This window comes from Bariatricus sp. TF06-38A, from assembly GCF_027690675.1.
Classification (GTDB): domain Bacteria; phylum Bacillota; class Clostridia; order Lachnospirales; family Lachnospiraceae; genus Allocoprococcus; species Allocoprococcus comes.
In genome coordinates, this window is the sequence record NZ_JAQFCE010000012.1 from 70688 (window position 1) to 92506 (window position 21819).

General features: G+C 47.7%; 22 protein-coding genes. 4 read left to right on the forward strand and 18 right to left on the reverse strand.

The features are described 5' to 3' along the window. Positions 1-20 precede the first annotated feature (20 nt). The 3 genes from PG418_RS10600 to PG418_RS10610 form a co-directional block, all read right to left on the reverse strand. Positions 21-2171 (reverse strand): ABC transporter permease, encoded by a 2151-nt coding sequence (locus tag PG418_RS10600; RefSeq protein WP_015529196.1) that lies wholly within the window; start codon positions 2169-2171, stop codon positions 21-23. Further along, the gene (locus tag PG418_RS10605) at positions 2161-2943 is read right to left on the reverse strand and encodes an ABC transporter ATP-binding protein (RefSeq protein WP_002610352.1); all 783 of its coding nucleotides are present in this window, start codon (positions 2941-2943) and stop codon (positions 2161-2163) included. Before PG418_RS10605 ends, PG418_RS10600 begins: the two co-directional genes overlap by 11 nt. Positions 2944-3048: 105 nt before the next feature. After that, positions 3049-3234 (reverse strand): helix-turn-helix domain-containing protein, encoded by a 186-nt coding sequence (locus tag PG418_RS10610; protein ID WP_003533355.1) that lies wholly within the window; start codon positions 3232-3234, stop codon positions 3049-3051. A 160-nt stretch (positions 3235-3394) separates the two neighbouring features. Between PG418_RS10610 and PG418_RS10615 the strand changes: the two genes are divergently transcribed. The 4 genes from PG418_RS10615 to PG418_RS10630 all read left to right on the forward strand — a co-directional run bounded on the left by PG418_RS10615 (position 3395) and on the right by PG418_RS10630 (position 5894). Next, positions 3395-3754 (forward strand): helix-turn-helix transcriptional regulator, encoded by a 360-nt coding sequence (locus tag PG418_RS10615; RefSeq protein ID WP_286439335.1) that lies wholly within the window; start codon positions 3395-3397, stop codon positions 3752-3754. A 243-nt stretch (positions 3755-3997) separates the two neighbouring features. Then, the gene (locus PG418_RS10620; RefSeq protein ID WP_002610348.1) at positions 3998-4327 is read left to right on the forward strand and encodes a plasmid mobilization protein; all 330 of its coding nucleotides are present in this window, start codon (positions 3998-4000) and stop codon (positions 4325-4327) included. Next, the gene (locus PG418_RS10625) at positions 4288-5634 is read left to right on the forward strand and encodes a relaxase/mobilization nuclease domain-containing protein (RefSeq protein ID WP_002610346.1); all 1347 of its coding nucleotides are present in this window, start codon (positions 4288-4290) and stop codon (positions 5632-5634) included. The genes PG418_RS10620 and PG418_RS10625 overlap by 40 nt, the downstream gene beginning before the upstream one ends. Positions 5635-5636: 2 nt before the next feature. Next, the gene (locus tag PG418_RS10630) at positions 5637-5894 is read left to right on the forward strand and encodes a hypothetical protein (protein WP_002610344.1); all 258 of its coding nucleotides are present in this window, start codon (positions 5637-5639) and stop codon (positions 5892-5894) included. Between the two features lie 179 nt (positions 5895-6073). Here PG418_RS10630 and PG418_RS10635 read toward each other — a convergent pair whose 3' ends face one another. From PG418_RS10635 to PG418_RS10705, 15 genes are all read right to left on the reverse strand, one after another. Continuing rightward, positions 6074-6436 (reverse strand): cysteine-rich VLP domain-containing protein, encoded by a 363-nt coding sequence (locus PG418_RS10635; RefSeq protein ID WP_002610343.1) that lies wholly within the window; start codon positions 6434-6436, stop codon positions 6074-6076. Then, entirely contained in the window at positions 6433-6639 is a 207-nt protein-coding gene (locus tag PG418_RS10640) for a transposon-transfer assisting family protein (protein ID WP_002610341.1), read from the reverse strand. Before PG418_RS10640 ends, PG418_RS10635 begins: the two co-directional genes overlap by 4 nt. 2 nt (positions 6640-6641) lie before the next feature. Continuing rightward, positions 6642-7586, reverse strand: coding sequence for a hypothetical protein (locus PG418_RS10645; RefSeq protein ID WP_055153478.1), 945 nt, complete (start codon positions 7584-7586; stop codon positions 6642-6644). A 3-nt stretch (positions 7587-7589) separates the two neighbouring features. After that, positions 7590-11423 (reverse strand): antirestriction protein ArdA, encoded by a 3834-nt coding sequence (locus PG418_RS10650; protein WP_002610337.1) that lies wholly within the window; start codon positions 11421-11423, stop codon positions 7590-7592. 154 nt (positions 11424-11577) lie between these two features. After that, the gene (locus PG418_RS10655; RefSeq protein WP_002610336.1) at positions 11578-13668 is read right to left on the reverse strand and encodes a DNA topoisomerase 3; all 2091 of its coding nucleotides are present in this window, start codon (positions 13666-13668) and stop codon (positions 11578-11580) included. A gap of 16 nt (positions 13669-13684) precedes the next feature. Continuing rightward, on the reverse strand, positions 13685-13873 hold the full coding sequence (locus tag PG418_RS10660) for a hypothetical protein (protein WP_002610333.1): 189 nt from the start codon (positions 13871-13873) through the stop codon (positions 13685-13687). Continuing rightward, a complete protein-coding gene (locus PG418_RS10665; protein ID WP_002610332.1) occupies positions 13870-14598 on the reverse strand; it encodes a DUF4366 domain-containing protein in 729 nt (242 codons plus the stop codon). Before PG418_RS10665 ends, PG418_RS10660 begins: the two co-directional genes overlap by 4 nt. After that, positions 14588-14845 carry a DUF4315 family protein gene (locus PG418_RS10670; protein ID WP_055153476.1) on the reverse strand — a complete coding sequence of 86 codons (258 nt, stop codon included), beginning with the start codon at positions 14843-14845 and terminating at the stop codon, positions 14588-14590. Before PG418_RS10670 ends, PG418_RS10665 begins: the two co-directional genes overlap by 11 nt. A gap of 31 nt (positions 14846-14876) precedes the next feature. After that, the gene (locus PG418_RS10675; RefSeq protein ID WP_117605126.1) at positions 14877-16913 is read right to left on the reverse strand and encodes a C40 family peptidase; all 2037 of its coding nucleotides are present in this window, start codon (positions 16911-16913) and stop codon (positions 14877-14879) included. A 49-nt stretch (positions 16914-16962) separates the two neighbouring features. Then, a complete protein-coding gene (locus tag PG418_RS10680) occupies positions 16963-19419 on the reverse strand; it encodes a VirB4-like conjugal transfer ATPase, CD1110 family (RefSeq protein ID WP_370841439.1) in 2457 nt (818 codons plus the stop codon). Continuing rightward, positions 19346-19750, reverse strand: coding sequence for a PrgI family protein (locus PG418_RS10685; protein WP_118519970.1), 405 nt, complete (start codon positions 19748-19750; stop codon positions 19346-19348). The genes PG418_RS10680 and PG418_RS10685 overlap by 74 nt, the downstream gene beginning before the upstream one ends. Positions 19751-19771: 21 nt before the next feature. Continuing rightward, positions 19772-20641: a VirB6/TrbL-like conjugal transfer protein, CD1112 family gene (locus PG418_RS10690; RefSeq protein WP_002610323.1), complete on the reverse strand. Its 870-nt coding sequence runs from the start codon at positions 20639-20641 to the stop codon at positions 19772-19774. A gap of 16 nt (positions 20642-20657) precedes the next feature. Continuing rightward, positions 20658-20873: a Maff2 family mobile element protein gene (locus PG418_RS10695; RefSeq protein WP_002610321.1), complete on the reverse strand. Its 216-nt coding sequence runs from the start codon at positions 20871-20873 to the stop codon at positions 20658-20660. Between the two features lie 198 nt (positions 20874-21071). Further along, positions 21072-21239, reverse strand: a complete 168-nt coding sequence (locus PG418_RS10700) for a hypothetical protein (RefSeq protein ID WP_002610319.1) — start codon at positions 21237-21239, stop codon at positions 21072-21074. Further along, positions 21232-21819 (reverse strand): type IV secretory system conjugative DNA transfer family protein (locus PG418_RS10705; RefSeq protein ID WP_498837369.1); only part of this gene is annotated, 588 nt, incomplete at its 5' end. The genes PG418_RS10700 and PG418_RS10705, both read right to left, overlap by 8 nt.

Genomic DNA, 21819 nt, shown 5'->3' on the forward strand with positions numbered 1-21819 from the left:
CCATAATATTTATAAGCCTGTTAAGAATTGGGCTTGTAATTGAGCTTTCCTATTTCACGATTAGCTGTTCGAGCAACAGCCACACCGTAAATTACCATAACAAGAACAACAATAACAGCCATAGCAATTAAAAGAGGATAGGACTGTTCAAGGTGTGCCGCTCCTGAATATAAATATAGCTGCATGGCATATATCCCTACTGCTCCGCTGATACACGCTAATATAAGAGGAAGCAGGAAATACCATAATACTTGTTGGTTGATAGAACGCTTAATTTGTTCACGTCGTGCTCCTAAAATAGAGAGTGTTAGATACCTTGATTTTGTAGTTTGCATTTGCGTCAAGAATTGCAGGGCAAGTAATGCACACGCAATAATCAAAAACATAAATCCCATGTATAGTGTTGTATAACTTCCGGAAATAACATAAAATAATTGTCGCCCAAAATTATTAAGATAGCTTTCGTAATATAGACCAGATGGTTTTAACAAATCACGAGCTTCCATAATCGGTAACATTAAACCTTTTGTTTCAACAAGTTCATTAGGAATACAAAAGTTCCAATAAACCATACAAGTGTCTGAATTTACAAATTCTGAATATATCTCATCTGAAACAATCAATGCAGTTATAATCTTGATATTTTCATCTGCGGTCAACCCTTTCATCGGTACGGAGGGAACAAGATAAAATGGTCTTTCGTTGATAGAAAGCGACGCTTCATTATTCGCCTGTGCGTCTGCTGCAATTTGATTTAACAGTGTAACCGTTTCATCTTGAGCATTACCTAAAAAATCTGGGTTGAGATAATAGACAACTTCATTGTTCCCAAGGCTAATCTGTTCTTCTCCCGCGGCATCCAATAACCGATTATAGGAAGATACAGGAAGCAAATAAGGAGAAGAACTACCAGTATCAATAAGACCTAAAAGGTTTAAGGCAGCAGGTTGGTCGGAGCCAAAACTATACATACCATCTTCTTGTGTGGCAGGGTCTACTACATCTTGAGGTAAATGCTGCACGATTTGTTTCCTAAATTTCGACCAATCAACAGGAGAACTTATCCCATCCGAAGCAGTGGATTTTATATTTCCTATTTCCATACGGTTCAGATTTGATACATAAGGACGAATTTGTTCGTTGGAAAGATACTTCTCAACAATTTGGTCGTTGCCCATTACAGTAAAGTCATAAACAGAAGTACCTCGTGTCAATTCACTTCCATATGACATTATGCGCACTGAGCCGTCGGTAATTAACATAATAGTAAGCATCATCAGAATGGACGCTACGCTGATTGAAATATATTTATTAACGACATTTTCATGCAACTGCCGTAAAGTAAATACATAAAGTCCTCTTGTGGCTTTGTGTTTTATAGAAGCTGCCCATATACTCAAAATTCTTGCAAGTCCTCGAATAAATAGAATTGTTCCGATAATTCCAAGTAAAACGGCAATAAGCAGCATTGCCCCACTCGCAGCCATAAAATGCTCTACAACAATCCAGTACGCGACAAGCAAAATTACGGTGCCTATAGCAAACGATACGAAACTTACATATGGATTCCCTGTGCGTTGCTTTTTCGCCATCTCTCCATAAACAAGTTGATGTAGCTCTTTACGGAACAGCTTTCCGCATAGAACAAACAATGCTACAAACTGAATAATCAAGAAGCCTAACGATGTGAAAATAGCGGCACTTACAGAAAAACTTAATTGGTGTGTAATGATACCATGCCCTACTAAACGCGCGGTTGTAAGACTTATAGCTTCGGATAAAAAGCCACCGCATACAAGCCCTCCTAAAAGAGCTAAAAACGACGTGATTAGCCCCTCTGTCATTATTTGAATAAATAATTTAATCTTTGTCATTCCAAACATCAAATAAAGCCCCAGTTCTCGACTACGACATTCAAGTTGATATTTGTTTGCAAATACTACGAGAAAGAACACAAATAATAAAGCACAAAGATAAACCGTCGGTAAAAGATTAGTAAGCAACCGTTCTACTGCGTCGCTCTCAATTTCACTTAAAAAACGTATTACGTCCTGTTGTCCAAGAGAAAGCACTATATAAAACATTGCTACGGCTGTTATCATTGTCAGAAAATAAATTAGGTTTTCGCTACGGCTCCGTTTGGCGTTTCGCCATGTGAGATTAAAGAACATTTGCACTTCCTCCCCCCATTTGAGCCATCACTTGTAAAATACGTGCATAAAAATCTTCCTGTGTTTCATTTGGAATTTTACGACGTAACTCATGGAAAATAACACCGTCTTGAATGAACAAAATACGAGAACAGAAACTCGCGGCGTTAGGGTCATGCGTGACCATTAGGATTGTGCGTCCACGCCTAAGATTGATTTCCTGTAACTTCTCCATGAGTAAACGTGCTGATTTTGTATCTAATGCACCTGTAGGTTCATCAGCCAAAATAATATCGGGGTCAGAAATCAAACTACGTGCAGCAGCTACGCGTTGTTTTTGACCGCCCGACATTTGTGACGGAAATTTAGAAAGAACGTCTGTAATTCCAAGAAAATCTGCTATATCTTTTAGCTTTTTTTCCGCTGTAACAATGTCAATATTATGAATTGATAAAGGCAATATAATATTTTCTTTACCAGTTAGATTATCAAGTAAAGCAAAATCTTGAAATAGATAACCAATCTTGTTGCCACGATATTCAGCCAACTTCGTGCCATCAAAAGAGCTTATATTGGCACCTGAAAGTAAAATTTGTCCAGAGGTTGGTTTAATGACCGTAGCAATACAATTCAACAATGTTGTTTTTCCAGAACCGCTGGCTCCCATAATTCCCAAATATTCGCCATTCAGAACATCAAAGGTAATTCCGTTTAGTGCTTTTGTTGGAACCCCCTCTTTGGAATATGCTTTGTGCAAGTCGCGTACTTCTAATAGTTTTTTTGTATCATTCATATCTCACACCTCACATTTTTTGCTTACGCTTATCTTACGAATATAATTTTACTGCATAAGAAGCAACCACACCACTTACAGTTGTTGTAAGGTTTATTTGTTTGTTTATTGTATCTGCATTTTATGTTGTTTCTTTCTCATATCAAAAGGTTTTTCCGCGTTTTTTGGTATCAGCCACATATACCCCAGTTTTGAAACGCCCGGTATGCGATTTTCGCTACAAAGTATCTGTACTCGTCTTTCAGAAATTCCCCATTTCTTTGCCGCTTCGGGACAAGACATATATTCCATAATCAAAACGCCCTTTCCTCAAATTTTACCAGTATAATTATACTCGGATAGCCGAATAATATCAAGTATATGATATGCTCTATTTCAGTCAATAATGTGCTGTGTGTAATCATATCTCGAAAGGAAGATGAAATATACAATGTAGTTGGGTGAAATGACTATGAAGCAGAACAAAGAAAAATTTGATTTTAAGGCTTTCGGGCAAGCCATTAAAGCAGCAAGAAAAGCAAAGGGAATATCACGCAATCAGTTAGCCGATACGCTGAATATTGCGCCCCGATATATCGCGTCCATTGAGAACAGCGGGCAGCACCCAAGTTTACAGATTTTATATGAGCTTGTAACCCTGCTTGATGTATCAGTAGACCAGTTCTTTTTCCCGGAACGGGAACAGGAGAAATCCACGCGCCGCCGTCAGCTCGATACTATGCTTGACGGTATGAGCGAAAAAGATTTGAAAATCCTGTCTGCTACTGCAAAAGGAATAGAGGAAGCCAACAACGACGAAACGGGGGAATAAAGTTCTCTCGTTTTTGTTTATATAGAGTGATTGAAACGTCGCAGATTGCGGCGTTTTTCTTTTGGGAAAGTTCGTCAAATTTGCCGTTCCCGGTGTTGTAGGTAGTAAGGGATAAAGTTTCGTAGCAAGCATAGGAAAAGAGTACCCTTTTCCGTATTTTCGCCCTCCCGTCCTGCGGTGCGTCGGTTGAAAATTGCTTGTTGGGAAGTGTCCCAAACCCTCGGAATGGAAAGGAGCGATTGCATGAACGGACGCAAAAGAAAAATACAAATCAAATTCTATGTAACAGAGGAAGAAAGGGCATTGATTGAACAGAAAATGAAGCTTGTCCCTACCCGGAACATGGCGGCGTATCTTCGCAAGATTGCCATTGACGGGTATATCATTCAGACAGACCATAGCGATATAAAAGGCATGACAGCAGAGATACAGAAAATCGGGGTTAACATCAATCAGATTGCAAAGCGTGTCAATGCGACAGGCAGCGTTTACCAAGAGGACATAGAGGAAATAAAGGGGGTGCTTGCGGAGATATGGCGGTTACAAAGATTAAGCCTATTAAAAGCACGTTGAGCAAAGCCCTTGACTATATCCAAAACCCGGATAAAACAGACGGGAAAATGCTTGTGTCCTCCTTTGGGTGCAGCTATGAAACGGCAGATATTGAGTTTGGATTTACGCTTGCACAAGCCATAGATAAGGGAAACAATCTCGCCCACCATTTGATACAGTCCTTTGAGCCGGGAGAAGTAGATTATGAGAAAGCCCACGAAATCGGAAAGCAGCTTGCCGACGCGGTAACAAAGGGACAGCATGAATACGTCTTAACTACCCACATAGACAAAGGGCATATCCATAACCATATCATTTTTTGTGCGGTCAATTTTGTTGACTACCATAAGTACAATTCCAATAAGCGCAGTTACTACGGCATACGGAACATGAGCGATAAGCTGTGCCGGGAAAACGGGCTGTCTGTTGTCGTTCCGGGCAAAGGCAGCAAGGGAAAAAGCTATGCAGAATATCAAGCGGAAAAGGTCGGTACAAGTTGGAAAGGCAAGCTGAAAATTGCCGTTGATACGCTTATCCCCCAAGTAGCAAGTTTTGAAGAATTGTTGCAGCGGTTACAGGCAGCGGGTTATGAGATAAAGCCGGGAAAATATATCTCCTGCCGCGCTCCCGGACAGGAACGCTTTACCCGTCTGAAAACTCTCGGTACAGATTATACAGAGGAAGCCATAAGAGAACGGATAGAGGGCAAACGCACAAAGGCAGCGAAAGCTCCCAAAGAGCAGCGCGGCGTATCGCTGCTTATTGACATTGAAAACAGTATCAAGGCACAAGAGAGCCGGGGCTATGAACAGTGGGCGAAAATCCATAATCTGAAACTGGCTGCAAAGACTATGAATTTCTTGACAGAACATAAGATTGAGCAGTACGCAGATTTAGTCAGCCGGATTGAGGAAGTAAATGCGGAAAATGAAAAGACAGCAGACGCATTAAAGAGCGTGGAAAAGCGTCTTGCAGATATGGCGGTGCTGATGAAGCACGTTACTACCTACCAAAAGACAAAACCTGTCTATGAAGCATACCGCAGGGCAAAGGATAAGGACGCATACCGGGCAAAGCAGGAAAGCAGTCTGATACTCCATGAAGCGGCAGTAAAGACACTGAAAGCGGCGGGCGTTACTAAACTCCCCAATCTTGCCGCCATGCAGGAAGAATACGGGAAACTACAAGCGCAAAAAGAAGCCCTTTACGCTGATTATGGCAAGCTGAAAAAACAGGTCAAGGAATACGACGTTATCAAACAGAACATAGACAATATTTTGCGGCAAGGCAAAGAGCCGGAACGGAAGAAAGGAAAGGAACGGGAATAATTATGAAAATGGTTGGTATTACACCATGTTACAGAATAACATTAGAAAATGGCAGTTATGGCGTAGAAACTTATATTAACGCAGACAGTAAAATCCAAATTACTTTTGAGGACGGAAATACACTTATCGGATATATAGAATGTGTGGAATATGGAACTTATTCCGATGAAAATGATACTCTGGTTATAAGGGGAGAGAATGGAGAGCTGTATATCCTATTGGAAAACCGAATAAAGGATATAGAAGAACTGCACGAATAAAGTAAAAGAACAGGGCGCAGACAGCCAACAAAAGACTGTCCGCGCCCTGTTTTATGTAGGTGCGTTTTTGGTATCTGTTACGCAATAGAACGTCATTTTTAGGGGATAAGGTATAAAACCCTTGCCGCGTCATTTTCAAGCACTGAAAGCCCCGTAAATCAAGGCTTTTTTTGCCCCTACTACGTAACAAGGGCGCGCCGTTTTCTCATGCGCTCCGCTGCCTGTCTGCGGGTAATACGCTTCCGGCAGTCCGGGCAGTATTTGACGCTGTTAGAGGTGGACGCAAAAGAAGTTCCGCACTCGGTACAACGCTTTTTATCCTCGGTCTTGAAAAGCTCTGCATACAGCAGCTTATCAAGGGGCAATACGGCGGTCTGAAACCATTTGCAAAGAAGCGAATAGGAAATAAGCTGCGGGCAGACACATTCCTCCCCGTCGTCCAGTAAAATACAGTGTCCGTTATCGCAGTTGCAGCACTCCTTTTTTATAAGGCTGTTGACTTTCCGGCTTTGGGGTGGTGTAAGCCGCTTTATCCCGGTCATACCTCATCAGCGGCGAAAATAGCAAGCTCCGCATACTCATTTTCTGTCAGAGGTGCGATTTTCGCAAGGGTGCGTTTCGCCAGTTCCCGCATATCCTCGTCCATGAACGGCAGCGCAGCGTTGATGTTTTCTGTAAGCCCACGTTTGCCGTCCTCATTGTAAATGCTCAACAGGTTTGTTTCTTCAACTGTCAGTCTAATCATGCTCATACCTCCAATTCGTGATTTTTTGATTTTACAGCCGCCTTTTTCGGGGCGGCTTTTCTTTTGTCAGCGGCAAGCTGCGCCCGGATTGAGGGGCGCACCCTGCGAATATCTGTGCCCCGGTTTTCATTTTTATCAATCAAGGCGTATGTTCCATGTCTGCCCTCGATTTTGGAAAAGGAAAGTGTCTTATAGGGCAACATGGAAAACAGACGGTCGGTGTCCTTAGAGGACGCAAGCTGCATAAATGTCGGGGACAGCTCCACCATGAAATGTGTCCTATTAGGGCTATTGGGCGTGTCCCTGCGCTTCATTTCCTGCACAATGCGCCGCGCTTCGGCTTCAATCAGCCCAGCACGCAGGGCGGCGGTATGTTCCTTGAAGTCGCCCGGTGTCAGTTTATCCCGTTTTTGCTTTTCTTCCCGTAAAAGGAATTGTAGCGCGTCCGGGTCGTTGGGTACTGCTTCAAAGTGTTCAAACTTCCCTAAAGAAGTATCGGGATTTCCGTTAAAATGCTGTCCGGCGGGTATCTCCCTTGTCCCATGCTCATAAATCAACTTGACTGTGTCGGCGGCAAGCGCATTGTCCTTAACGCGCTCATACTGCCTTGCATAGTCAAGCTCATAAAGATTGCCTTTGATTTTCCCGCGCTCCCTGCCCGTCAGCTCGACGGCATAGGCAAGAACGCGGTCGCAGGTCTGCTCTTTGTAAAAACACCATGTATTGTGGGCGGCGGTATCCTTTAGGAACACGTCGCGCTCCTTAAAACAATGCGTCCCGGACGGGCGGCAAAACCATAGCAGCGTCTTATCCTCTCTGTTAGGGCTTGCCGCTGCTTTTGCGATAATCTCCTTGTCAATGTCAAAATCACTTTGGAAAAATCCTGTATTCTGCCGCATGATAGCGTCAAGAGAAGCGAAAATATCCACGTTTTCAAACTTATTCATGCGTCAGCTCCTTTCCAAATCCTGTGTTTTCTGTTTTGCCTGTTTCTTCGGTGTCTGTTCTTTCGCTGCTTTAAGCTGCGCCCGGATAGAGGGCTTCTTTTCCGTTTTTGCTGCCTTGCCACGTTCCTTGTCAGCCTTGACAGTTTCCGCAAGGTCAACAAGGGAAATGGTTTCTCCTGTCTTTACCTTTGCTTCCAATTCTGCGACGGTCGGGGTGTTGTTTATCTGCCCGTCAATCATGTTGTAGTTTTGCTCGGTGGTCTGCTCGGCAGTTTTCAGATAGTTTTCCGGCTGCAAAAATTCCGGCACTTTCTTATAACCGAAGCTGTCTACATAGTGGGCGGTGTCCTGCCCGTTCTGATGAAGCACCACTACGTCGGAAACAGAAAGGCTGTGTCCCTTAAAATCTTTCGGGTGGTCGATATTAAAGCGGGTGTAAATATCTTCAAGGGAAGTCCCCGGCGTAAGAGGTGCGGAATAGACAAGGGCATAGTTTTTCGGGTCTACCCGGTGTCCGGCGGCAATCAGACGGTCGTAAGGCTCAAAACGCAAGTCCCTTGTTTCGTCCCCGCCTTTTATCTGATAAATGGAAAAGGTGTCTTTGTCCTGTGGGGCTTCCTGCTCCGGCTGCTCCTGTGCGGGTTGTTCCTGTGCAGCTACCTTTTGCTGCCGGATATGCGCCCGCTGTAACTCGGTAGGCTTTTCCCCGGTAAGGGGAGCAATCGCTTTCACATAATCAGCCGCATAGTAGGCGTTACTGGTAAGCTGCCGCTGCCATGCCCCGGCTTTTGGCGACCAACGGAAGCCATTACTTTTTAAGGCTTCCCGCGTGGCTTCGTCCGGCTTATCCTCAAAGAAGATTTGCAGTCGGTTCGCTTCGGTGTTTGCTTCCACCTTGCCGCCGTCAAATTCCCAACCTACAAAACCGATTTCTTTTTGCTGTGAAAGGGATTTGATACGATCTTTCACGCGCCGGATTTCTGCGCTGTTGTTGGATAACGCCCAAGTCGCAAAGGGCTTGTCCTCCAAATGCCAACTGCTCGCCATGTCTGCTTTCAATTTTTCCAGTTCCTCCGGCGGTAAATGCGGGCAGCCGTCAAGGGTCTTATGCTTGCGGTAGTAGGCGTTTACGGCTTTCATGGTTTCCTGTGATTTTTCAAGGCTTTCCAGTTTCTTTTCTAACTTCTGTACTGCCTGCGGGTCGTCTGCGCTGATACCGCCCATGCCGGTACTGCGGATTTTATCAAGAAGCCCTTGTATGTCCTGCCATTCCCGGTAATTGCTGTCGCGGGCTGCGTTCTGCTTTTCTTTCTTCCTTGTGGGGAAGTTAGAGCCGCCCGCAATCAGGATAGAGGGAACACGCGCGTCAATCTCATAGCCTTTATTCATGTTCGCCGCCAGTTTCCGGGCATAGGTGTCAAGCAGGCTGTCGATTTTCTCATGGTACATCGGGTCTACCCGCTGTTTCTGCCTTTCTGCAAGTTGTACGGCTTCATCTACATAGTGCCTGTATTCAGCCGTCGCGCTGCCTTGCTTATAATCGGAAAAACTGTTCATATCCTTTGCACGTTTGGCGGCAGCTTCATTGATAGTATAATAAGGGGCGGCGGGTGCAGCCTGTTCCGGCTGTGCTTCTTTTTCCTGTACCGGGGCTGTTTCTTCGGGAAGCTCCGGCGCGGCTGCTTTTGTTTCGGGCTGTTTGGCGGCTTCCTGTGCGGGCTGTGCCTGTTCGGTGGTCTGTTCCTTATCCTGTGCCTTTTGGATTTCTGCAAAATGTCCGTCTATGGTATCAATCAGATTTGCGGCGGTGCTGCGGATTGTTTCAAGAGAGCCTTTCAGTTCTGCAAGTTCTTTTCCGCTGCTCCACCCGGCGATATACCCAAAAGAATAGTCCGACGTATCAAGCCCGTAATGTTGGCAGACCGCATAGGCGACGCTTTCCGCCTGTACCTCGCGGGTGCGGCGGTCGGGGCGTTCCGGCATGGCAAGGGCGGTATCATGCAGCGTGGCGTGGGCGATTTCATGGATTGCGGTCTTGATATTCTGCAATTCGTCCATGCCCTCGTTGATGAAGATACGCTTTTCCTCATAATTGCAGCGTCCTTTTACGCCGCCGCTTAGTGCTTCAAATCCCATAGCAAACGGGGAAGTCTTTTCAAGGGCAGCGAAAAAATCCTTGTATTGTTCCACGTTGCCCGTAAGCTCATAGGTAAGGGCAGGAAGTTCTTTTCCCTCGGTCTGTGAAATATCAAAGACAGATACTACACGAAAAGCGGGTATCTTGATTTCTTTTTCTTCGGTAACAGGTTTTCCGTCCTTATCGAAAACAGGCTTTTGGGTGTCCGGGTCGATTTTTTCCACCTGCTTCTTGACGGTAAACGGGGACGGTGCAAGTATCTTGATAGCTTTTTCTCCGGGCTTTACATGGCGGTCAAATTCCTTTTCCCATTGTTTATAGCCTTTCACAAGATTGCCGCCCTGCATGGCGATAAGGATTGTATTGTTAAGGCTGTAATCATGGAATTTTGACATGGTACGCAGATAATCGGCGTAACGGTCGCTTTCATACAGTCCTAAAATTCCCTGTTCCAGTCGGTCGGTAATCTCTTTCATTTTATCGGCGGGCTTTTCAGAAGATAGGATAATCGGGAGAACCGGGGGCTGCTCTGTGGCGGCGGTTTGTATGGCTGCGGAAGCGTCAAGGTCTGCCTGTTCCTTTTCCTGTACTGGCGGCTGCGGCGTTACCCGGTATTCCTCCGGCACGTCGCGCCCGTCGTACCACTGTGTAAAGGTGTTGCGGTTATTGTAGATATAGCCCTGCTCGGTAAAGCTGCCCCCGTCATTGATAGCAGCGTCCCGCCCGTATTCCTCATACATGAAATATTTTTTTGCTTCTTCGGGCAGCTCCAACTCGTCCAGTTCTTCAATCAGATAATGCCCGTAATCTTCCTCACTCTGTACGGACGGGTAAAGCCAGTAACAATCAAGGTTTTGTGCAAGGTTGATAATATCCTGCAAGTCCCTTGTATGGTCGCCGTATTCCATAGCTGCAACAAATTTTTCCCGGTCGTCGTCAAACTGCATTTTCAAAAGTTCGCTCAAATAGTTCAGTTCGTCAAGGCTTTCAAGCTCGGTCAATTTTCCTGCCAGTCCTGCAATAGAGGACTGGTATTCTGTGATATGCAGCTCCCCGTAGTTTTTGCCGTCTATCCCGATACGGTCAAAGACTTCTTTCAAATGCTCGGCAGTCGTGGGGAATGATACCCATTCGCCCGCAGGTCTGCCCTCGGTGTACTTTCCAAGATTAGAAAGATACCCGCTTAAAATCGTTTCTACCATGCGTTCGCTCCTTTCGTTTTCAATCATACGGTGCATAAGTTCGTAGTCCTCCATGCTCATGCTCCCGTCAAAAATATAGGGGTCGGGTTCTTCGCCGTCCCGGTAGGCTTTTTCAGAGAAAGGAAGCCCCGCAGCGTGGGCGGCGGCTCTTGCTTCCTCGATAAGCTCCGGCGGCAGCCTGTCGTCGTGGGCTTCGATAAATTCCCCGATATTGCTATATCCGTTTTCGTAGTGGCGGCGCACCCCGGCGGTCAGCTCGTCAAGGTTCATATCCTCGCCAAGATAGCCGGAATAATAGCCGTTTACCACAACGGCGGCAGGGTCAGCCTGTTTGATTTCTTCCATGCGGCTTCTGTCCTCCGGGTAAATGTAGTCGCTCATTTCAAGGTGGAAATATTCGGCGTTCCAAGAACGTCCCGTTTTCCAAAACGCCACCCAAGCGATACCGTCCCTTAATTCTTCTTGATAGTCCTTTACGGTGTCCCGTAAACTTGCCATGTGTAACCTCCTTTCTTCGGTTTCAGAGGGTAAAACCCTCCATAAAACAGAGGGTTTGGGAAACTTCCCAACAAGCAAAAATCCCCGCCGTTCTCGGTAGAGAAAGCAGGGATTTTACGGAAAAGGGTACTCTTTTCCTATGCTTGCTATTCAGTTATTTCTTCTTCGACAGTTCAATGCGGTAGTTGACATATTTCCCGCCTGTATCAGCCAATACGATAGTTCCGTCGTAGGTTTTGCCCGTCTTTGGGGAATAGAGCTTTTTCACATTTACTTTGCCGGATTGTAAGAGTGCAGCGGCAATTTTGGGGGTAAAGGTTACTTTTCGTTCTTCAAAGAAACGGTCATTTTTCCACATGGTAAAGCTACATTCCTTATTGCTGCAATAGTAGTTTTTCTTTCCCTCATAGACAGGAGAACCGCAGCGGGGGCAGCTTCCCAACGCTTCCCGTTCCGGCTTGAACATCTGCGCTTTATCATCAGAAAGAAACGGATAGGTCTTTACCAGTTCCCGCGCCATATCCTCGATACCCTCCATAAATGCGGCGGGGTCTGCCTTGCCTTTGGCAATCTGCGTCAGATTGTTTTCCCATTCTGCGGTAAGCTGCGGGCTTGTCAAGGTGTCCGGCAGGACACACACAAGATTGATACCGTCCTTTGTGGGAAGTAGCTGCTTGCCTTTTCGCTCCACAAAGCCGCCCTTTACCAGTTTTTCAATGACGGCGGCGCGGGTGGCGGGAGTTCCAAGCCCTTTGCGTTCTGCGTCCGGGTCGGTGTCCTCACTTCCGGCGCGCTCCATAGCAGAGAGCAGCGACGCTTCGTTGTGAGGTTTTGGCGGTGTTGTGTCATGCTCCGTTACCTTTGCCGTCGGATTTTCAAAGGTCTGTCCCTCGGTAAATGGCGGCAGGGTCTTTTCTGTGTCACTGTCTGCGTCGTCCGTTTCGGGCTTGTTCTTTAAGGCTGCCCTGTATCTTCGGTCAATCTCTTTCCACCCGTCGGACAGCACCGTTTTTCCCCTTGCGATAAAAGACTGTCCGGCACATTCAAAAACTGCTGTAACCGCTTCAAAGGTATGCGGTGCAGCGGTCGCCATGAGCAGACGCGCCCCGGCAAGGGTAAGGATATTCCTTTCGCTTTCCGGCAGCGTGGCAAGGTCGGTCTTTGCAAGCTCCATAGTCGGGATAATGGCATGGTGGTCTGATACCTTTTTACTGTTCAGCACCTTTCCAAGCTCCGGCGTGAAGTCTTTTCCCGCCATAAAAGAAAATTTCCCACAAAGCAGCTTGATAATGCCCGCCGCTGTGTCGCTCATGTCGTCGGTCAGAAATGCGCTGTCTGTTCTCGGATAAGTAAGAAGTCTTTTTTCATACAGAGATTGTGCAAGGTCAAGGGTCTGCTTTGCGGTATAACCGAACAGGCGGTTTGCTTCCCTCTGTAAAGAAGTAAGGTCAAAGAGCTTCGGCGGGGCTGCGGTCTTTTTCTCTTTCACAAGGGAAGCACAGACTGCTTTTGACACTTCGCAAGCAGCTTTCAGCTTGTCAGCTTCGGAACGGTCAGATAGTTTTTCGCTTGCAGCTTCCGCGCCGGATAAGACAAGGCGCACATGGTAGTATTTTTCTTTCTTAAATGTGGTAATCGCTGCGTCCCGGTCAACAAGCATTTTTAAGGTCGGGGTCTGTACGCGTCCCACGTTCAAGGTATGATTGTAAAGGACAGAGAAAAGGCGGGTGGCATTGATACCGATTAACCAGTCAGCCTTTGCCCTGCACAATGCGGAAGCAAAGAGCGCGTCGTATTCCTCGCCGTTCTTCAGACGGGAAAAGCCCTCTTTGATTGCGCTGTCCTCCATAGAAGAAATCCAAAGGCGGCGCATAGGTTTCTTGCAGCCCGCCATTTCATAGACAAAGCGGAAAATGAGTTCGCCCTCGCGCCCCGCGTCGCAGGCATTGACGACTTCGGAAACGTCTGCCCGGTGCATAAGCTCTTTTAGGGTTTTGAATTGCTTTTCCTTGTCAGAAGCAACGGTGTACTTCCATTCCTGCGGCAAAATCGGTAAGCTGTCATAGCTCCACTTTTTATATTGTTCCCCGTAGGTGGCAGCTTCCGCAAGCCCTACCAAATGTCCCACGCACCAAGAAACGATATAGCCGCTTCCTGTGAGAAATCCGTCTTTCTTTTCCTTTGCCCCCAGTACGGCAGCGATTGTCTGTGCCACACTGGGCTTTTCTGCGATAACTAAAATCAAATATAAGTTCCTCCTTTCAGCGTTCCGGCTCGGTTTTCTTTTTCTCCTGTACCTGTTTCAGACAGTACCCCACACAAGGGGACTGTCCCTTGTAAGGGCAGGAAGCACAAGCAGGGGGATAAGGAACAGGCGGCGCATTATCACGCCGCCCGTTCGGTTTCTGTATCATCATCTTTTCAAAGGGATTGTTGGTAAACAGGGTCATAGGGTTTCTTCCTCCGTTTCTTCATCTTCGGGAGTTTCCCCGGTATCTGCTTCCGGCTCGTCCTCGTCGTAGTCCTCAAATTCAAAATCTTCAAGGTCGGTATCGCCCTTTACATTCTGCTTCGGCTTTAGAAACTTAAAGTAGTAGAACGCTGCGCCGCCACCAAGCAGGGCAAAGAGGACTAAGGCAAGCACCACACCGGGATTGCCGCCTTTTTCTTTCAGTTCTTCCGGCTGCTCCGTTGGTGTTGGGGTAGGTTCTTTGCCTGTGCAGCCTGTCATACTGGTAACACATACCGGGCAGGACGTGTTTACCTTTCCGACTTCGCATTTTTCCGTACAGTTACAGATTTCCGGCTTTTTGGCAGCTTCGCCGTTTTCGGTCAGTGCCATAAGGTCGGCTTCGTCCACTTGATTTAGGAAATGTACGGTCTGTTCGCCCTCGGCGGCGCGGTCAATGAGGATATAGAAATAGTTGCCGCCTTTGGTGGTAACAGTGATAAGTTGCTTATTGCCGCCGTAATCGTCAACCAGTGTAGCGTTTCCCTTTGGGGTAAGGGGCGGCGTTTCCTCTTTTTCCTCCACAACTACATTACTGTCGTTGGTCGCGTCCCCGGCGGGCGGCTCTGTGGCTGCGCCCTGTGCATAGGCAGGGACAGAAAAACCGCCCATAAGGATAAGGGCGGCACAAAGGGCAGTCATGGTCTTTTTCAGTTTATTCTTCATCTGCATTTTCCTCCTGTTCGTTTTCTTCTGCGGGTGCGGCAGTCATGCCGGGAATACCGCCGCCGGACAGCATAGCGTTCAGTTCCTGCGGGGTCAGACGCATAGCTCGTACAAGCTGCACGATTTCAAGGTTTTCCGCTTCGGTTTTCTGCACTTCCAGTCCTTTTAACTTGTTCTGATACTCTGTGATTTTCTCGCGGGTCTTTGCGATTTCCTTATTGATACGGTCAATTTTATTGTTTGCCATAGGTCATTTCTCCTTTCTTTTTGGGGTTGCTTTACCAGTTCATCAGCCCGTAGCCTTTGATACATTGATAGTTAAGGTCATAGCTCTTTATCTTGCAGGCGTCGCCGGAATTGCCCTCAACGGTATAGACGCGGCTGCCGTCCCTGCCAAGCACAAGCCCCACATGGTCGGCAACGCCGTCTAAATCCCAATCGAAAAAGATAGCGTCGCCCGGTGCGATATTCTCATAGCCGCGTGCGCCCCATTGTCCCCTTGACTGAAACCAAGGGACACCCTGCCATTCGCAGCCCGCAAAGCGCGGTTCGCTTTTTCCGGCTTGATTGTAGCACCATGATACAAAACAGGCGCACCATTCCACGCGGCTGTTAAAGCCGTACCAAGACCAGTAAGGGTAGCCGCCCACATTTCCGACTTGCTGCTTTGCAAGCTCCATAAGCTCTTGATTTCCGGGGCGCGTACCGTTTACAAACTCCACACCGCTTAAATCCTCGGACGGGCTTCCGTCGGGAGAACCGCCGCCAAAAATCAGCGGTTTGTTGCCGCTTGTTTCCAAATACACCCGGTACATTTCAAGCTGCTGTGGCGTAAGAAGTTCCTCCGCAAGCTCTGAAATCGGCTTGTTTGTCAGTTTCACATTTAAGATGTGATACTCATAAGGGACTTCCTCGGTGGTGGTTTCCCCGGTTTCCGGGTCGGTGCTTGTTTCGGTGCGGTAGCGTATTTCCACTTCCTCGGTCAGCGTCAAGGTGTACTGCATGGAAAAGATACGTTCAAGCTCTGCCTGTGCGCTCTGCGGGGTGTAGCTCTGCAAGAGGGCGGTCAAGTAAGACGCAAGTTCGTGGGGGTTATGCCCGATACTGTCAAGGTCGTAGCGGTATTCATCATAGCCGGGGTGGGTGCTTTCGATATTGTCAATCTCACTTTGCAGCCCGTTTTCCAATGCGGCATAGTTGTTTTCAACTGCCACAAGGTCGCTGTCCTCGGATGTGTAGGAAGTGCCAAGCACCCCGTTTGTCAAGCCCGAAAACATAGCCCCGCAAGAGGACAGCCCTGCGGAAATCATAATAAAGAGAAGCAGCGCGGCAACTGCAATCAAAATGCCCGCCGGGTGTCTTGCCGCAAATGCGGCGGCTTTCCTCGTTTCCTCGGCGGTTTTCTTCGCCGTCTTTCTTGTGGCTTCCGCTGCGGCTTTTGCCCCTCCTTTCTTTGCCGCCTTTGCATACTGGCGTTTTATCTGCTGTTTCTGCATGAAACGGGAAAGCGGGTTAGAAGTAAGCTGCGGGTTGTCGTGCAGGGTTTTGTGATACTGGAAGTTGACGTTTGCCTTAAATGCTGCCTTTTCTGCCTTTGCCGCTTCCCGGTAAGGTTTCAGCTTATGGCTGCGGTAGCCCTGTTTTAACTTCCGCGCCCCGTATTTCGCGCCGCGCTCGGCAAGTTCCTCCGATTTATGCGCCCCCTCAACGCCGGAATTGTCCTTTTCAACGGAATGTATCTTGTTGTGGACGAAAATCCCTGCTTCCTGTGCGGGGCGGGACAGCGGGTTTCCTTTTTTGCCGCCGGGTATCGGTTTTTCCTGTTCTTCAAAGTGAAGTCGGGTCTTTGCCTTTCCTGCGGCTTCGTCAAAGGTGCGCTCCTTAACCAGTTTCTTTTGCTTCGGGATAGCTGCCTTTGCTGCGTCCAGTCGGTCAGCGGCTTTGTTTGATTTCTCAATATAGCATTCCAGTTCCGGGACGGCAAGTTCTTCCTCGGTAAACTGCAAGCGGGAAGATGTTGTTTGTACGGTAACTTCCTCCTGTGCTTTATGTACCGCTTTTTTACTGGCTCTGCGGGTCTGTGCTGCTTCGATATGCTCCATAACGCGCTCTGCTGTGGCGGTGTCCCTTGCGGGGGAAGCTCCCGGTGCGTGGGGTAACGGGGAAGTTTGGGACGCTACACCTTGAAGCTGCGTCCCGTCCTGCGCCGCTTGCTGCTCCGGGGACTTTTGAAAATCCGCGTCCTGTTCCCGTTTACTGATACGCTCGGCGGTCTGCTGTGTTTCGTTTACCTCAATAAGCCCGTCGCGGGTCATTTTCTGTGTGATTTTATCGCGGGATTTATATTGCTTCATGGTCTGCACCTCACTTTCCGCTTTCGGAAACTTCCTCCGGCTTCGTTGTCATTACCCTGTAAAGCTCGGTATCTTTCGGGAAGCGGTCTACAAAAGGCAGCACCACATTTCCATAGAAGATAAGCCCCTCGCCCGCTTCGGTGTGGGTAACATACTTCATCTGCTGCGGGGAAATATTAAGCTGCTTTGCAAGGATAGTACGGTCGCCCTGCGCTTGATTGAGCATGAGGACAAAATCGCTGTTCTCAAAGATATTTTCCACCTCGCGGCTTGCCAAAAGGTCTTTGACGTTCTGCGTAATGGCTGTTGGGATACCGCCCCATTTACGGAAACGCTTCCAAATCTCCACGCTGTAAGCGGCGGTCTGTTCCTCTTTTAAGAGCAAGTGAAATTCGTCCATATAGTAGCGGGTCGCCTTTTTCTCTGCCCGGTTTATCGTTACCCTGTTCCATGTCTGGTCTTGCACAATGAGCATACCTAACTTTTTAAGCTGCTTTCCAAGCTGCTTTATATCAAAGCAGACAAGGCGGTTAGAAAGTTCCACGTTGGTTCTGTGGTTGAATACGTTAAGGCTGCCGGAAACATACAGCTCCAATGCCGCCGCGATACGGGCAGCTTCCGGCTCCGGCTGTCTTAACAGCTCGTCGTAAAGGTCGCCCAAGATAGGCATTTTTGCCGGGTCGGGGTCTGCAAGGAACGGGCGGTACACATTTCTTACAGCCCTGTCAATGACGGTCTTATCGACAGGCTGCAAACCCTCCTTGCCTCCGATAACAAGCTCGCAAAGGGAAAGGATAAAATCACTTTTCAGCGCAAGGGGGTTGTCGTCCTCGCTGTAATTAAGGTTTATGTCCATAGGGTTTACATACTGGGGCTTGCCGTCAATGCCCCTGCCCGTAGGGGAAAGACGTATCACTTGCCCATTAAGACGCTGCACAAGGGAAAAATACTCGGCTTCCGGGTCGCAGATGATAATGTCGTCGTCGGTAATGAGGAAAGCATTTGTCATTTCCCTTTTTGCCGCAAAAGATTTTCCGCTTCCCGGCGTTCCCAATATAAGCCCGTTGGGATTTTTGAGCTGCTTTCTGTCGCAGAGTATCATGTTGTTAGAAAGGGCGTTCAAGCCATAGTACAGGGCTTGCCCCGTCTGAAAAAGCTCCTGCGTGATAAAGGGAATGAAAATAGCGGTGCTTGATGTGGTAAGCCCCCGTTGTATCGGGATAAGGTTTTCCCCAATCGGCACACTGGATAAAAGCCCTGCTTCCTGCTGATAGTCAAGGCGTGTCAGGCGGCAGTTGTATTTCTGTGCGATACCCGCCGCAGCGAAAATATCATTTTCCAGTTTCCGCTTCGTGTCTGCCATGTTTACCACAAGGAACGTAAGGAGAAACATTCGCTCGTTGCGGCTCTGTAAGTCCTGCAACAAGTTCTTTGCTTCGCTGCCAAAGGTGGCAAGGTCGGACGGGATTATATCCATGTCATAGCCGCTTCTAACCGCTTTTTTCTGTTCCTCAATCTTCATCTTGTCAAGGTCTGTGATTTTGCGCTTAATGGTCTTGATTGCTTCCGACTGGTCGATACTGCGGATATGTAAATTGACGATTACCCCTGTTTCCAAGTCCAGTATGTCGGCAAGCATACGGTCGTTAAGCTCCGGCGCAAGGATTTCAAGGAAGCTCGCCGCGCCGATTTTCTTCCCCATGCGGAAATATCTGCCCTCGCCAAAACGGAAAGAGGACGGGGCGATAAAATCCTTTGTAGACAGCCCCGACGGGGTAAGCCAGTCAAAGGAAAAGGAGAACGGCTCGCCCTCCGGGTGGAATACCCCATGCAGCACCTTTAAGCGTTCATAGCCGGATAAGGGGCGGGCGGTTACGCCAAGCACCTTGAAATTGTTAAACACGTCGGTTTCGATACGGGAAAGTCTTGATTTTGCAGCCGCCTTGTTATCGGCTTCAACGGTAAAGGTAATGTATTTGTGCTTCACAAGCCCGTTGTTGCCTTTACTAAGCTGATTTTTCAGCATATCCGAATACTCGGTGCGGATAGAGTTAAAAGCGTCCTCCTGTGCCGGGATAGTGATAGCTTTTTCTGCCTGTTCCCGCTGCGTCCCTTGATTGATGAAAGAAAGCTGCACGCTCACGCTCGCGTCAAAGTAGTTGAGGAAATCGCACCAGTTTTCAAAAATGGCGGTCTTATCGTCTGCCTGTGCAAGCTGATAATTGATGTCCTCGAACACGACGCACTTTGAATATCTCTTTTCCGTAACCTTGCAGATACCGTCCGGGTACATGGCAAGGTAAGGAATGGTCTGCTGTGCGGTGCGGGCTTTGCCGTCCCCCTTTGCCTTTCGGATAGCTTCGGCAATCTGTTTCTTTTCGGCGCGGGTCAGCTTACGCCTGTTTCCTGCGGCTTCCCGCGTCTTTTTTGTTTGTCCTTTTGACAATCGCTGATACCTCCTTTTCAAGTTTTCGCTGCTTTTCCAAGACAGCGTATAGGTTTTCGGTTCTGTAAGGTCGCTCCTTTGGGCGGGTAAACTTTGTCTGAACGACATTTCTTACCACCACTTCAAGGGGCTGCCCATGTTTTTCATACATGGCAAGCAGGAAACAGGGGAGCATGACGACAATCATCGCCATAGCCGCAAGGTTTGTCCCTGCGCTGCCTTTGAGCAAAAAAAACAGCGGCAGTCCGATTAAGAGAGTCGCCGCAAAACAAACGATTTGCCGCTTTGTCAGATTGAAAGCGACTTTTGTTTTGACTTTGGAAAGGTCTTTGGGTACAGGTACATACGCCAAGAAAATACCTCCTTTCTGCCCTTAGTGGGCGTTGAATATGGATTTTGCCAGTGTGCCGGATTTGAACAGGGAAAAACAGAGGATAACCGTATAGGCGGCAAGGGAAAATACCGCGCTGTGCAGATTGTCTGCGATTATCATATCGTTTACCAGTACGGCGTAAATACCGACACATATCATAATGAGGAAGCCTTGAAAACCAAGAGCGAACAGCCCTTTTAGGTAGTTGTTTCCAATCTGTCCCCATTCTCTGTTGGTCATGGTCGCAAATGGAATAGGCGATACCGAACAGTAAAGGTAAATCTCTATCATTCTGCCGTAGAGGATAACGGTTATCAGTACGGACATGATTTTCATGCAAAGGCTTACAAGGCTTGTTTCAAGCACAAGTAAGAGCAGTTCGGGGATTTCCATATCTTCAAGCCCCTCCTGCATGGCGGCAAGGGCTTCGGCAACGTCGATATTCGTATCGCCGCCGATAACCCCCGCTGCGCCGGAAACGATATGCTGCGCCATATCAAAGACCGCCATTGTGATGTTGAACGTGTTGGTTACGATAAACACCGCGACAAAGGCTTTGAATATCCACTTAAAGAACATGAATGTTTCTATGTCGTGCATATTGTTCTTTTCCGTTACCATGCTGATTAGCTCGTAGCATAGGACATAGGTAATGACAAGCCCCGCAATCGGAACGATTACATTTTCAGAAAGGGTCTGTATCATGCTGAAAATATTTGCGTTCCAACCCTGCGGGGTCTGTCCTACCTCGTTTGCGATAGTCCCGACTTTTTCGTTTACGTCCCCGAACATAGTTGACAGATTACCGTTTATCGCTCCGATAAGGATTTCCTTTATCCATTCGTTAATCGCGTCAAGTATGCTCTGCATAGGCAGCTACCCGCGCTTAACCGAACAAGCCGGAAAGCAGAGGTACAAGGATAGTGCCGATAAGGGCAACGCCGCCGCCCGCCATGAGCTGCTTAATGCCCTGTGATTTTGCGCCCGGATTATCATTTCCGTAGCCCTCCAAGAGATTGATAACGCCCCAAATGCCAAGTCCTGCTCCAAGAGCGATAACCAAAGTCTGTAATACGCCGATTGCGCTGTTGAAAAATTCCATAAAACTCCTTTCTGCCGCAAATGCGGCTTGCCCGTAAAAGGGCATAAAAAACGGCGGTCAGTTTTCAAACTGCCGCGGTCATAAGTCCCCGCGCTGCCTAAATGTCTGCTGCGCGGCGGTATTCAGTTGTCAGTGTGGGCGATAGGAATTTTTGTAGGGGCGCGTATCATGCAAGTTGTCTTTTTCTTTGTTACTGCGTCAATTCCTCCTTTCTTTTCGCTGCTGCTCATACAGGGCTTCACACCGTTTCACAAACTGCCGGATAGCAGCCTGCCGCTGCTGTTCCCGTCGTTCAGCAATCGAAACAAGCCCGTTTATGGCTTCTGTGATTTTCTTGTCCTTTTTCTTTCTGATACGTCTATTCATGGTCGGTGTCCTCCTGCAAATCGCTTTCGCTGATTTCGTAGTAGTCAAATACTTCGTCCGGCTTCACAAGGGCGGGTCTGCGCCTTAAATGCTTTTCCATATCAAAAGTATTTTTCTTGTCATAGTCGGAAAGATATTTATAGTTGGGGTGCTTTGTAATGTCGTACTTATCAGAGAAGAACGGGCGCACCCCTCGTAGCTGTAAAATACATTTCCCGCCGTCCATAACCGCTATTTCATCTTCCGTCATAAGCTGCTTGCCTAACTTCTGATAGTTCAGCCCATGCGATACCTCCCGCCCCCGGTTCTCGGAAGTGTTGAAGCTGTCAATGGTTTCTTTCCCCAAGATTTCCGACATTTCTTTGAGGGTGGTTTTCTCCTTGCCGCCCAAGAAAAGGGTGGTGTCGCAGTTGCCGACTATGGTATCGGCGTTGTCCTTATAGATTGCCTTTAACTGGCTTTGCGACTGTAAGATAATCGACGCGGAGATTTCCCGGCTTCGTATGGTGGCTATGAGCTTTTCAAACTTCGGTATCTGCCCGAATAGCGATAGGTAAGCCTCTGGCGTTTCCACCTCGGG